Genomic DNA, 13757 nt, shown 5'->3' on the forward strand with positions numbered 1-13757 from the left:
TTCGCACCGTTCATTGCTGATCGTTTAACGGGCTGATGATCGAAGCAGGGCAGACGGAGCGTTTGACTTTGGGAGTCGGGCTGTAGGAAAGCAAAAAACCGCCTGTTGAGGTCCTCAACAGGCGGTTTGAGCGAAAGACGGCGAAATCGTTTCGGATTGGATCGTAGGGAAAAAGCGGCGAAGCTAGTTGGTGGTCTAGACCAACTCCCAACTGGTACTTAAACCAGTTCTTTGACCGAGCCGATCAGCGTGCGAAGTCGTTCTGCAAGAAGACTTGCATCGAACGGCTTCTTGAATGTCTCATTGATCGCAGAACGATCGAACGAAACAGGTTGACCATCATCGGGAAGCAGAGCAATCAGAATGGTCTCAGAGAAATCGGGATTCTTTCTGAGGTTCTGACAGATCTGCATCGCTTCGACTTTCCCAATGGAAAAATCAGTAATGATGCAGTCAGGGTGAAAGCTTTCCGCTTGAATGCCGGCTTCGAATCCGCTGGCAGCGACAGCTACTTTAAAACTTCGTTCGGGTGGAAGTTCCCGCTTCAAATTCTCAATCAATACCTGATCTTGAGCGACAATCAAAATTTTTGCCATCGCTTCATCTTCCAGATCCCCCAAAGGCATACCATGCTCTTTGAGGAATTTGATCAGGTATTCGCGTGGTATACGACGGTCTTGTGATCCGGGGATCCGGTAACCCTTAAGGCGACCAGAATCGAACCACTTGCTGACCGTGCGTGGGGCCACTTTACAGATCTTGGCGACCTGTCCAGTTGTGAACACCTTCATCGCAGGCTCTCCATAAACACTTTTAAATCGTCTTTCGCTACACGAGTTATTTGCTTCATATGAAACTTCCGCTCACGTAACTGTCTGCCCCGCTGGGAAGGTTCCCATCTGGGTCAGGACAGACTAATATTCGCTTTAAGGTCGAAGACGTTTCCGTACGTCAACTCCCGTCACGACATCAGCTATGTCTGAAAGGTCCCGGGTTTTCAAATCTGAACCGAGGCCACGGTGCAGAAGCAAAAGCTCCAATGTTTTCAGACGGCGACGAGGACATCGTCCGGAGAGAAACTCGAATCGCATCATGCAATCTGGGTCGAGTGCATACCGCGACTTCAACGAACGTTGCCGTTCGCTATCGAAATTCCCCCCTAGTAGGATCATTAGTAACTTCCGTTGACAAATTGAATGCCGGAGTAAACGGCACGAAAGTCACTTCATTCACCTGCACTATCTTTCGTTTAATCGGAGCCCATATCTTTAAGGCGATTTTACAATCACACGGCTAGCGACAGAGATTCCGGAAACCACAGCTGGGACAATCCGCACTGTTTGACGCATCGACGGGGTTTCAACGGCTCATTTGGCAAACGGGGCAAGGTTTGGGGGCACCATAGGGCGAGCGCATATTTTTCTGACTTTCATGTTCCGATCATACATTCGGTGCATGCAGAGCAGATCAACTGGCCGTCCGACAATGCGATGCCCCATGTGTGTTCTCCCACTTCGCGTTCAAGTTCGTCCAACAAAAAAAGCCACGCTGATTGAGCGTGGCTTGGTAATGAAATTGGTCGTGATGCGGATTAAAGGCTGACGTCGATTTCGATCTGATCGTCATTGTCGCCATCAACATCGTCGTCGCTATCCTCGTCTACGATTGGACGGCCAAAACAATCGACAGGTGACTCTTCCTGAGTTTCGAAGTCGTCACCAGACCCACCGTTGATCGTGTCGTCACCAGAACCACCAAAGATCATGTCGTTGCCGCTGTCGCCGTACAGTTGATCGTCGCCAGCGTTGCCAAGGAGCATGTCGTTGCCGGCACCGCCGTAGATTCGATCGTGTTGATCTCCACCCGAAAGACAGTCGTCCCCCCCTTCGCCAAACATGACGTCTTCGCCAAAGTGACCAATCGCGATGTCGTTCCCCATACCTGCGAAGACAAAGTCGTCTCCCCAACCGGCGTGGATTATGTCGTTACCGGCGTGACCGTAGACGAAATCGTCGCCGACGCCGCTGTACAGCACATCGTTGCCAGCGAGCCCGAGCAGAATGTCGTCGCCAAATCCTGTCTCGACGTAGTCATCGCCTGCTCCGGCGTTCACGTAGTCGTCTCCGTTGCCGCTGCTGACCAGTTTTTCGTCCTCGTCGTCTGCGTCTCCGTCTGCGAATGCCATGACGTCGTCGTCAGCTTCTTCCGAAAATGCTGAATCCGCAAAGACTGAATCGTCTCCGCCGAGAGCGAAGATATCATCATCGCCATCGCCACCGATGATCAGATCGTCACCGTTGCTCCCGTAGATGAAATCGTTGCCCTCTCCGCCGACCAGAAATGCTCCTTCGGGGCTTTGGAATGACGTGATACGATCGTTCCCGCCGTCGCCGCTAATGAAGGACTCCAGATCCGAATAGTTAAAAAGGAAATCGTTGCCGCCGTTGCCGTAGACCTGAAGCGATTCGATTTCATCCCGATCGAAGTAGTAGTTTTCACCGTTGAGCAAAACGCGAATCCGCTCCGAGTTGCTCCAAACGCTAAGCCGATCGGTCAACTCGGTGCCCTCGATTTGAAGCGTGCCGTTGGTGGTTCCAACTGTTCCGGAGCCTTGTGGGGCATCGGTGGCGTGAGCGTCGCCAACTGGCAGGAAGGGAAGGGTCGCTGAAAGGGCGAGAGTCGCCAGGCTTTTTTTCATCATGTCAATCTCCAGGTGCTTTTGGTGATGCCCGTCTACTTTTTCAACAGGCCGGCTATGTTTGATCTCCGGAAGCAGTTCGCAATTGGTATGCCAGCCACGCAGATTGGTGTGCCTGCTTGAAAAAATCGACGCATCAACTCGCTTGAAGAAGGCAGATTGGTTTATGCGGTGTCAGATTGGTTGGATCGCGACCGACGTCTTGCATGTTCACTGCTCATTCCCGAAAGATGCCAACAACCTTGACGGCGGACAAACTTTTTCAGGAGAGGCCTTTGGGGAAACGTCGGGAAGGCGCGGCAAAAGAATCGATGCCAGAAGACGCCGGTGGGAATCGAACCCACTTACACTGCTTTGCAGGCAGTTGCCTGGCCATCCGGCCCCAGCGCCAAGTTTTAAAATTGCAGATCAGAGATTCGAAGCGACTACGCTCATGATCCGTTGCGAGAAAGCGCGAGTGGGATTCGAACCCACAATCACGAGATTTTAAGTCTCGTCGCTATTCCGTTTTGCGTACCGCGCCAAAGGAGATTCGCCGGAGTAACATCGAACGGCGCGGCTGGCAGAACGTCGCCTGGGCCGTGCCGACTTTTTAAGGATCGGCCGATCATTCTCACGCTGCTCGGCGATCCATTTGGCCATCTCGGCAGCCGAATCAAAATTTCGCTCATTGCCGTTGGCCAGTCGGATCGAGTACTTTCTGTTGTCGTTCATCGTTTTACCTTTCATCTCGGAAAAGCACCTCATGGGAGAATCGAACTCCCGTTTGCAGACTGAAAACCTGCCGTCCTGCCACTAGACGAATGAGGCAAAATCAAAAATCAGAAACAGATTTCACTTGCCAATGATCGATGCATTCAGCTCTCCGTTGAGCCTCCATTTTCGGCATGCCTTGCTTTCTGCTTTTATCCTTCAGTGGATCAGGAGGTGATCGAACCCTCGTCTCCTGGTCTTCAACCAGACGCTACACCGTCTCAGCTACTGATCCATTTTGAATACAGACACAAAAAAAGCCCGGCGTTGCAACACCGGGCTCATTGATCACATCAATCCAAACCGAAGCTACAACCGCATCGAACATCGCTGAAAAAAGCAACCTTCAAACGGACAGACAACCATGCGTTCGCATCGTGTCATCGTTTCAGTTGGTTTGGATAAATTCATTTCGATTTCCTTTTTGTTTCGATACCAGACAGACGAGTTCGCGACTGGGTGGTTCGCGGAAAACGAATAGAAGAAGAAAATTCGCGGCAGCATCCCGCTACGCAAGCCGATGAAGTCGGCGGACGGTCCACTCGAGAGTCAGCGCAAGGACCATCAAACCCATGAGCCACATCATCAGCTTTCGCTTGAAAGCTCGATCAAACGTGCCGGACAAAAAGGACTCCTGATCGCGGGGCTGTATCAGGTTCTCAGGAGCATCATCATCGGATTCGGCAACACTGAATTCGGCCAGCCCCTGATAATAGTGTCCCTGCGTTTTATCAGCCAGTTTTGAAAGCAACGCGTCGTTACGCTGCGGTCGCTCTTTTTCGAGGTCCGGAATGCTGGCCGAAACGGACGTCGAAAGAATCTCCAAATCAGGACTGTCAGGGACCGGAAGGGAAACCCGAAAGTCGCCTTCTACCGAAGCAATGAATCGCCCGGTGTAAGTTCCAGGGCGGACGGCAGCCGCATTGGATCGGAGAATGACTTTGTCGATCGTGTCGTCGGGCCGCAAAATGGTCGCTTCGATCTCCGGCACGTTCAGTGGCTCGTCCTGCGCGTCTCGCAAAATCGCCTGAAGTGAAATCGTGTCTCCCATCCAGCAGCGTTGCCGATCGGCCAGCAAAACCCCGCGACTCGAATCGCGCAGCAACCTTCCCTGACTGGCCCATCGAATCAGCTTGTTGTAGTACGCTTCGAAATAGGCCACATCCATTCGGCGGACACGCCACATCTCGCCGCTGGCCTGGAAAAACGCCCGGCCGGCACCATAGAATTGGCTGGCAAGATAGATCGGCAGACGTTCGCCGATCAGCGTATTGGGGTCGGCAAAGTGAGCCAACACATCGGCCCCGGCCTTCGATTCGTTGACCGCGTAGTAGCCAAAGACGCCGTCAAAGCTATCCCAGGACCTGGTGCTTTCGCCCGCCGAGTCGCCAATCCACAAGTATTCCGCTGCCCGGCCTTCACGCGTGAACTGCAGTGGATAAGCCTCGGAACCTCCGAACCGCCCCAGTTTCCGGATGGCGCTGCCCTGAGAGTAGAACGCAACCGGATAAAGTTTCCGCATCACATCAATGGCTTCGTCACCGCGGGGCTTGCGAGTCCACTCGGGAGTGTTGACTGGACCGGCGATCAGAATCAGCCCGCCAGCTTGCTCGGCGACCCAACGTTCCAATAGCGCCGTTTGAGCCGCGCTCAACTCTCGCCAATCCGGATCAAACGCGACGACGCAATCGAAGAAGTACATTTCCTCGCGCGTGCCGGGAAAGCTCTCCAGCAGGACATCGGATTCCTGGTCAGCGCCGGGTTTGGCGGACTGTAACCAGACGTGAGTCGTCACACTGCGATCACGGTAAAGCTGATTGCGCAGAAAGCGGAACTCTCGCGTCGGGCCTCCAGCCATCAGCAGAATGTTCGTTTTACGTTCGACAATGTTGACCACGGCACTTCGCTGATTGTCGCGAGTCTCGCTTTCGCGATCGACCGGCTCAATCCGAACCGAATAGCGACGCTTGCCAGTTTCCTCGCGCTGGACATCGAACGTCAAAGGTAGCGGCTCACCGTCGGCGCCCAACCGAATCGCGTCTTCGGCTTCTTCAATTTCAACTTCGGTGTTCTTCGAATCGACGGAGTAAAGCTTGACGCGTGCGGAAGTTCCTTCCAGGCCAAACGACGTAATCAGCGCTTTGACTTTGAAGCGATCCCCTGGAAACACGCGAGGCGGAGCCTGCAAATCGGCGACCTGAACGTTGCGAGCAACGCGCGTCGACCCAATTCCGATCGGGTAAACCGGAATCCCGGCGTTCGAAGCCGCAATCATCGCGGCTTCCGCCGACGTGCCCGCATTGCCCTGCCCGTCGGTGATTGCCACGATGCCCGCGATCGGGCCGGAACGTTCTCGATTGACAATGAACTCGATCGCCGAACCCAATCGAGTCGCTCCACCGCGAGCCGCCAGTTGCTCCGCCCAGTCGACGTCCCGCGGATCCTGAGACGCCTCGTCGTTTTCGATTTCGAGTTCCTCCTCAGCAGCAACAAACTCGCTGGGGTCGGCTTTGGCAAACCCAAGCGATACAGCCAGATCGAAGCGCGGCGTCCAGAGATCGCAAACAGCGATCAGTATCAGGGCCGCTACACAGGCATACATTCCGAACGACAAGGGATTTGCAGCGCCGCTTGCAGACTTTCGCAGCGCCGCAAACCCGCTCCAGAACAGGCTCAACACGGCCAGCGCCAAAACGACGAGCCCTCCCCAACCGATGGCTCTTGAAAACGCCAACCGTGACCGCAATGCCGAAACGGCGCTCGGTGCTTCTGCAGCGGCAACGAGCTCAACGTCTGCACCAGTTTTGGGGAACGTTGCAATGGGCTCAGGGCGGCTCGTGTCGTCAAAACGATAAACCGTGACTTCGTGCTGCTGCTGCAACCGTTGGACAGGACGTTGAGTTTTCACCCAGTTCACCACGTCGTCGATTCGAGCTTTCGAGTTGCCCGAATCCTGATCGTCGCGCAATCCCATACTAAGACTCGTATCGACGACAACGGCCACTCTCGAGTCTTTGATCAGCCGCGATTCGGTTCGTTTCTCGGGCCCCAGAAAGTAGATAACCAGGGCGGAGATCACAACCAATCGCATCGCGCTGAGCCCCCACGCAACCGAGCGGTCAAGCTTTTGCGTATCGCGTCGATAGAGCCAGACGATCCAGGCGACCAGCATGAAAACGAACAGGATCGCTATCAGCCAGTGCCACCCTTGCGTAAGCGGAAGCACCGGTTGGAGCTCGTAGATTGTGCGGATGTCTGGTTGTTGGTTCATCGGTGGCCAAGTTGAGGGTCACATCATTCTGCTTGAATTCGCGACTTCAACAAGATGCAGCAAAGTTGCCGCTGGGGCGAAGTTACTGCATCTATACTGTAGAACGCCCAGATTCCGCCAAGTATTAAACCGAGGTTCGAGCGGTTAGAATGTGAGTCCCGCCAGTTCGCTTGCCAGATTTTTGAGTTTGAATAGCTCGAAACCGGCAGATGATGCACTCAAACGTAGAATCGCCCGCAATGTATGACGATCCATCCAGCATTTTGGAAATTCCAGAAACTGCGAGCATCGAAGAGATTCATGCTGCGTTTCGCAAAAAGGCTCGTCAGCATCACCCTGACATGGGAGGCGATCGCCAGAAGTTCCAGGAGTTGAACTCAGCGTACGAAACGTTGCTCAAGCGAAAGGCCGCAAAAGCGTCACGCTCAATGGCAAGCCCCGACCTTGCGAAATCGCAACAGACCAAGACTACGCCAACGAGTTCTCAGCCGAGCTCAACGAGTACTTTTCAGATGCCGCCAAAGCCGAAATCGCAACGAAAGAAAAAAACTTCTGCCCAAAATTCGGACGTCCGGCACTTGCTCACCGGAAAGTTACCGCTACAGGATCAAACAACGTATTTCGTCCTGGTCAATACGCTCGACATTTACTTGACCTATTTGCATTTGGCCAGCGGCAACGTCGAATCGAATCCGATCGCGAACTTCTTCTTCAAGAACTGGAACATCTGGGGAATGGTCGTGTTCAAAATGGCGATCGTTGCTGCAGTTTGTGTCATCGCCCAAATCGTTGCCCTTAAGAGCCTAAAGAAGGCATCGAGGCTTCTTGGTTTCGGTATCGTTTTCGTCGGCTGCGTCGTGGTCTATAGCGTTTGGTTATTGGCGAGGTAAACCGGTGAAGACCAGAGCCCAGACGGATAACCAAGTGTCCTGCTATCGAGTCGTTGCCACGGCCACTTTTCAGGCTGGGTAATTTAGGGATTGCCCAAGGGTCCGGGAACATTTCGGAACTGTCTGTTCTGCGTTATCTACGCATTTGGAGAGTCCAAATACGGTTGTTCATCCTGACTACAGTTGATGAAGCCGCATTGTCGACTAGATTCGTATAGCCCGCATGGGTTTCCCGCCAGTACTCCCTATCTACAGTTCAAACCTCATCAACTAGGTAGCACCTGAAAACGGTGTCACCGAAAGGGACGGAGTCCGCAATCATCTTCCCACTTTCAACTTCCACAGCAGGCTAATTCATGTCGAACCATACCGCCGAATCGGACCGAACCGATTCAAAGGAAAGTACGGCGTTTCATCTGCGACTACGTGACCGGCTCGTCAGCATGCGGCTCGCGCTGCTAATAGTTTGCCACCTCTTTGCCTTTGCGGCCATCTATTGGGCCGCTTTCCTGATGCGATTTACTTTGGATATCCCCCTGAAGTATCAGGAAATCTACTGGGCCAACTTACCTTTCGTCGTCGGGCTAAAGCTGCTCGTTTTCTACGCCCTCGGCAGCTTTCACGGATGGTGGCGACACGTAAACTTCTCTGACTTTATTGCGTTGTTGAGAAGCGCTGTTGCCGCCAGCCTTCTTATTATTGCATTCGACTATTTTGTCATGCAAAACTGGCAGCACCGAATTCCGAGAATTGTACTGGTCAACGATTTCGTCATGACCATTGTTGTTTTGGGCGGTTTGCGCTCCTGTTGGCGAGTTTGGGACGAGCGGATTGCTCCCCTCGACGGCAGTCGAGTCACGGACCGGGCTTTGATTGTCGGGAGTGACTTTGACACCGCAAAATTAGCGCACCTGATCAATGGTCAAACCAAGCTCGGGATTCGAATCGTCGGTATGGTTTCAGCCCTCGACCAGAGGAATGGCCGCCGGTACAGCGACCTTCGCGTTGTTGGAACGCTTGAAGATCTTTCCACATTGATGCAACAGCATCGCACAACGACTTTGTTTGTGGTCACCGGCACGCTGAAAGGACGCAGATTGCGCGACTTGTTGGATTCAGCTTCCGACCGCGGATTCAAGATCAAAATTTTGCCTCCGTTAAACGATCACCTGCGGGGCGCGGATTCAGTTCCGATTCGAGAAGTCTCATACAATGACCTGCTTCGCCGCGAGCCTGCCGATCTGAATTTGGGTGCGATTGAAAAGATCGTGGACGGGAAAACCGTGCTGGTCACGGGAGCTGGTGGATCGATCGGATCGGAGCTATGTCGTCAACTTTCTCGCTTCCATCCGCGAAAAATGATTTTGCTTGGTCGTGGCGAAAATCGAATCTACCACATCGAACGGGAGCTAAATGACAACGCTCCTCATATCCGATACGTGCCAAGAATCGCGAATATTACCGATGCGGCTCGTATCCGGGAGATCTTTGAAACGCTCAAGCCGGACTTGGTCTTTCATGCTGCTGCGCACAAGCATGTACCGCTGGTCGAAGAAAATGTAGGCGAGAGTATCATCAACAATATTCTTGGTACCAAAGTCATGGCGGACCATGCCCACGAGTTCGGCGTGGACCGTTTCGTCATGGTTTCGACAGACAAATCAGTCAATCCGACAAGCATCATGGGTTGTACAAAACAGATGGCGGAGCGGTACTGCCAAACGATTGGCCAGAACTCAAAAACGGCATTCATCTCGACTCGTTTCGGAAATGTTCTGGGGTCGGCTGGAAGCGTTGTTCCACTGTTTCAGGAACAAATCCGACGTGGTGGACCAATCACGATTACTGACAAACGAATGACGCGTTATTTTATGACGATCCCCGAAGCGTCGCAGCTGGTGATTCAAGCTGCTTCGATGGGTAGTGGCGGAGAAATTTTTGTGCTGGAAATGGGTGAACCAGTCAAGATCATTGATCTTGCAAACGACTTGATCCGTCTGGCTGGTCACTCGCCCGGTTCGATTGAGATTGTGGAAAAAGGCATGCGCCCTGGCGAAAAACTCTATGAAGAGCTGTACTACGGTGACGAAAAGTCGATACCAACATCTCACGATCAGATTCTATCATCGCACAGCAGGGCGTTTCGCTTCGAAGAAGTTGAGCATCAGGTTCATACATTGATTGAGTCTGCCTATGCAGACACGGCCGTGATCCGCGGCTTGATCAAGAAATTTGTTCCAGAGTACGGTGGCCAGCCTGCCAAACCCCAACAACGCAAACCGAATTCGCCTGAAAAAGAAAAGATTCAGTGAACCGAACTGTTGTAGTCAACAACTGGCAACGCATCGTCATCGTCCTAATCGGCATGTTGGCAAGCGTTTTTTGGATTATGGCGATGAGCCGGGACCAGAGCTACTTTTTCGTGGCTGCGGGAGTCAGCATTTTGCTGTTTGGCCTACTGCCCATTCTCGCGATCAAGGAATTTGACTGGTTTTGTCCATGGTCTGCCTTGATTCTCGCGATCCTATACGGGTGTACACTGCCTTCGATTTGCATGACGTACAATTTACCGAATGAAGAATTCGTGAGTGAGAACATCTTGCTCCATCAACCCGTTGATCATTTCGTTAAGCCAACGTTGATGCTAATGGGGGCGATTTTCTGTATCGGTGTGGGCTACTTTGGATATCCGGCAAGAGAACGCGTCATAAACATCGGTCGCGTTGTTAATCCAGCACGCCTTCTTCCGATCTGTGCGGTCTGTGGCGGAATCGCGTTCCTTGCCTTCGCTGCCTATTTCGTGCTCAACGGCGGTCTAAGCGGTGGACTTTCAAGTAAGCGGGGAACCATTACCACGATTGATGTGGGTGCAGACACGGGATTCAGCCAACACGGCTACCTGCGACAGTTTGCAAAACTTGGCAACATTGCTCTTCTTTTGCTTGCTGCCTATTGGAGCAAGTTTCATGTCCGAGCCGGAAGCGGAACTGGATTCGTCCGCTTCATGATCTTGGGCGCATTGTTGCTGCTGTCAGTAGCATTTCCGTTTTACTCAAGCTCGCGTGCCGGCGTGGTCTGGGTTGTCATCGGCTTCATCGGCGTTCTCTATTACATGCAGCAAAAGATCGTTTCTATAAAATCGATAGCGATCGTTTCAGTCATCTTGATTATGGTCATGTTCTCAACGGTCGTGCGAAACGACGGAGGGGAAACTCACAGCGCTGCCGACCGCATTGGACGTCTGCTCCTAAACCGCCATGGTCCCGATATCGCGGTGACTTCGCACATCGTTCAGAACATTCCACATAAACTCGAATACAAACATGGTGAGACCATTGCCGTCTGGTTGCTCGCTCCGGTTCCCAGAGAGCTCTATCCTGCCAAGCCACTCATTCACAGCGGACCTGTGATTGGCCAGACTCTTTATGGCTTGAATGTCTCGGGAGTTCCACCTGGAATGGTCGCAGAGCTCTATTGGAATTTCCATATCCTCGGAGTGATCTTTGGTTGCGTGATCTTTGGTGTCTATATGAAGATAACTTACCAAACTTGCAAGAACCTGGTCGCTGATCCTGTACTGGTCATTCCGATCTACATTTACGCAGTGTTCCCGATCGCCTTCAAAGCAGTAACGCACTCGATCGGACCAGCAGTCATCATGCCTTGCGTTGAGCTCGTCACGGTCTGTTTTATTGTTTACGTCGTGTCAGTCACGGCACAATTTGCTCCGGCTCAAAGCCAACCCGTCTCAAATCCAGCATTTGGCGACTCTCAAGTTTCCGTTACCTGATCGTCTGAGAAGCACCTTGACTGATTTCGTTTTCGCAACTCACAGCGGACTCTATTTCGCGCGTGTCGGAAGTGACAGCGCGTTGCAAGATTGCACGCTGATAGCAGAAGGATACCACTATGGAATCACCACTCGCTTCGATGTTGCCAAGGATGAAACATTAATACGAGCCTACCGGGGCGGAGTGGACGTACACAATCAGACTGAGCGTGAATCTATCGAGTACAGAATTCGGGACATGTTGGTTGAAGAAGTTGCCCGACATGAACTCGACGAGATCTCAGGACACGTGCATCAGTTTGCAATTGGGCCTGGCGATTCAATGTTTATCGCAAACACAAAGCGAAACTCGGTCGATCTCTGGCATCCGAACGAAGGCACCATCAAACGACTTGTTTTCGATGGTCACCGCAACGACGTGAACCATGTGAATTCAATCTTTCCGTGTGGCGACATTCTCGCGGTGATGCTCCACAATCTTCGGAAGCTCGAAAGCCAAATTGCGATATGTCAGTTCGACGGTGCAGACATCACTGAACTGGGGCGATTTTCACTCCCTGACGTTCAATGCCACAACGTCGGAGTCCTTGGCACGCAGCTCTTCTACAACGCATCAGGCTCTTGCAGCACGGTGTCACTGAATCTCGAGTCGTTAGAAATCAGCCATCGCTTGAAGATGAAAGAGCACACAAAAGGCATGTGCTCTGATGGCGATCTCGTCTATGCCGGGATGTCAAACTATGCGAACCGTAGCGAGCGAGCATTTAGCTCGGCTTGGGTCGTGATCATCGATCCCCAGACGATGCAAGTTAATGACACGGTGCAATTCACTGAATCTGCTCGAAAAGAAAAGGTTGGAAACATCAATGAAATCCGAATTGTTGGACAAGAAGATGTTTTTGACACCGGTTCAAAATGCAGCCCGGACCTTCTCCGAAGTACCGTAGACGTTCCTCAGAACCAGCTTGCCATTTCGTTGCGGCGGTTCTGGATCGGAACCTCAGATCCAATCAAACGCACCATCAAGAAGATGTTGCAATCCGGAAACGCACGATGATTCGTCAGGCAAAATCAGCATTGAAACACGCTGGCGGCTTACTCAAACTGCGGAGCGATGACGTCTGGCTCGCGTCTTACCCTCGCTCTGGAAACACGAGGTTGAGAATGCTGTTGGGGCAAGCTCAATTGCTGTCCACGGGAAGCGAAGAACGTTGCATCCCAGGCAACGTAGAAGACATCATGCCAGTCTGGGGATTTAGCAACCTTAACAACTTTGACTACTCGCCACGATTCGTTAAAACGCACCGCATTTACATGCCGATCATGAGCCGACCCCAAAGGGCTGTTTTCGTTTTACGCGATCCCCGAGAAACCATTGCTTCCAGCTATCGAATGTTTTGTAGCCGCAATAATGTTGAGTCACCAGAATTTACGGTTTTCCTGCAGCACTACCGACATGGACTCCCAGGCTGGATTCGAATGCATCAAACATGGATGCCTCGTGCAACGAGCGTTGTTCACTATCGCGATTTAATGTTTGACGCAGCGACAACAACGTTGAAGATGTGTCAGGAACTGGGCGTGGACTATTCGGCTGAAATTATCGCAAAGGCTGCAGAGCTGACCGACCAAAAGAATGCCGCGAATGCCGAAAAGAAATCTGGGCTTCGTGATGCACAGCGATTCGATGGAACTTTTCAAGCTGTTGGCCCCGGAAATTACACTTACGCTGCTGAGTTATTTGACGAGACGCATTTGGAATATGTAAACAAGCAGCTTTCTAATGCTGGTATCGAACTGGATCAGCTTTCTGGATCACGCAGCGATTCCTACAAAGCAAGAATTGACATTCAGTTTGCTGATTGCCGCAACATCGACAAACAGCAAGTGATCCACCTGTTTCGCAATTCCAATGTTCCTCAAGTAACCAAAACTTTCCGAGCATTTGATCTCTCCTCTGATCAGGCATCGCGGATTGCCGATTACAACGGCGAAGACAGTTACTTTCTCGCCTTCGCTGACGGTCAGCCAGCGGGGTTCGGGATGCTACGTGGCTGGGACGAAGGATTTGCGATCCCAAGCCTTGGTGTGTTCGTCGCCCCGGACTTCCAGGGAAAGGGCATTGGCAGCAGACTCATGAATCATCTGACCAATGTTGCGTCGGAACGTGGCTGCGAACGAATTCGTTTGACGGTTGACCGAATCAACAAACGAGCTGTTGCCCTTTACGAGGCTCAATCGTACGAAATCGATCCAGATCAGTCCGACAGCGGTCGATTTGTGATGTACCGAAACCTTCCGTCGACAGTCGGACGCAAAACCTGAGCAGCACCCACCAGTGACCCATCACCCCAA

Annotated in this window: 8 protein-coding genes and 4 tRNA genes; 5 read left to right on the forward strand and 7 right to left on the reverse strand. The window is 52.3% G+C overall.

The window, feature by feature from the left end:
* Positions 1 to 218 precede the first annotated feature (218 nt).
* The 7 genes from MFFC18_RS10200 to MFFC18_RS10230 all read right to left on the reverse strand — a co-directional run bounded on the left by MFFC18_RS10200 (position 219) and on the right by MFFC18_RS10230 (position 6722).
* Positions 219 to 791, reverse strand: a complete 573-nt coding sequence (locus MFFC18_RS10200) for a helix-turn-helix domain-containing protein (RefSeq protein WP_075081574.1) — start codon at positions 789 to 791, stop codon at positions 219 to 221.
* A gap of 800 nt (positions 792 to 1591) precedes the next feature.
* The gene (locus MFFC18_RS10205; protein ID WP_075081573.1) at positions 1592 to 2701 is read right to left on the reverse strand and encodes a calcium-binding protein; all 1110 of its coding nucleotides are present in this window, start codon (positions 2699 to 2701) and stop codon (positions 1592 to 1594) included.
* A 316-nt stretch (positions 2702 to 3017) separates the two neighbouring features.
* Positions 3018 to 3088, reverse strand: a tRNA-Cys gene (locus MFFC18_RS10210).
* 59 nt (positions 3089 to 3147) lie between these two features.
* Positions 3148 to 3221: transfer RNA gene (locus tag MFFC18_RS10215), tRNA-Leu, on the reverse strand.
* 216 nt (positions 3222 to 3437) lie between these two features.
* A tRNA-Glu gene (locus MFFC18_RS10220) sits at positions 3438 to 3508 on the reverse strand.
* Between the two features lie 106 nt (positions 3509 to 3614).
* Positions 3615 to 3686 (reverse strand) — tRNA-Phe (locus tag MFFC18_RS10225).
* Between the two features lie 273 nt (positions 3687 to 3959).
* A complete protein-coding gene (locus MFFC18_RS10230; RefSeq protein ID WP_075081571.1) occupies positions 3960 to 6722 on the reverse strand; it encodes a hypothetical protein in 2763 nt (920 codons plus the stop codon).
* A gap of 209 nt (positions 6723 to 6931) precedes the next feature.
* On the opposite strand from MFFC18_RS10230, the gene MFFC18_RS25265 reads away from it, so the two are divergent.
* The 5 genes from MFFC18_RS25265 (at position 6932) to MFFC18_RS10255 (ending at position 13727) form a co-directional block, all read left to right on the forward strand.
* Complete coding sequence (locus MFFC18_RS25265) at positions 6932 to 7612, forward strand: DUF5658 family protein (RefSeq protein WP_202907467.1); 681 nt, start codon at positions 6932 to 6934, stop codon at positions 7610 to 7612.
* Between the two features lie 356 nt (positions 7613 to 7968).
* The gene (locus tag MFFC18_RS10245) at positions 7969 to 9924 is read left to right on the forward strand and encodes a polysaccharide biosynthesis protein (RefSeq protein ID WP_075081570.1); all 1956 of its coding nucleotides are present in this window, start codon (positions 7969 to 7971) and stop codon (positions 9922 to 9924) included.
* Complete coding sequence (locus MFFC18_RS10250) at positions 9921 to 11402, forward strand: O-antigen polymerase (RefSeq protein WP_075081569.1); 1482 nt, start codon at positions 9921 to 9923, stop codon at positions 11400 to 11402. The genes MFFC18_RS10245 and MFFC18_RS10250 overlap by 4 nt, the downstream gene beginning before the upstream one ends.
* Before the next feature lie 16 nt (positions 11403 to 11418).
* Entirely contained in the window at positions 11419 to 12459 is a 1041-nt protein-coding gene (locus MFFC18_RS24925; RefSeq protein WP_075081568.1) for a hypothetical protein, read from the forward strand.
* Complete coding sequence (locus MFFC18_RS10255) at positions 12456 to 13727, forward strand: GNAT family N-acetyltransferase (protein WP_075081567.1); 1272 nt, start codon at positions 12456 to 12458, stop codon at positions 13725 to 13727. The genes MFFC18_RS24925 and MFFC18_RS10255 overlap by 4 nt, the downstream gene beginning before the upstream one ends.
* The last annotated feature ends 30 nt before the right edge of the window (positions 13728 to 13757 follow it).

This window comes from Mariniblastus fucicola (assembly GCF_008087665.1).
In the GTDB taxonomy this organism is placed as follows: domain Bacteria; phylum Planctomycetota; class Planctomycetia; order Pirellulales; family Pirellulaceae; genus Mariniblastus; species Mariniblastus fucicola.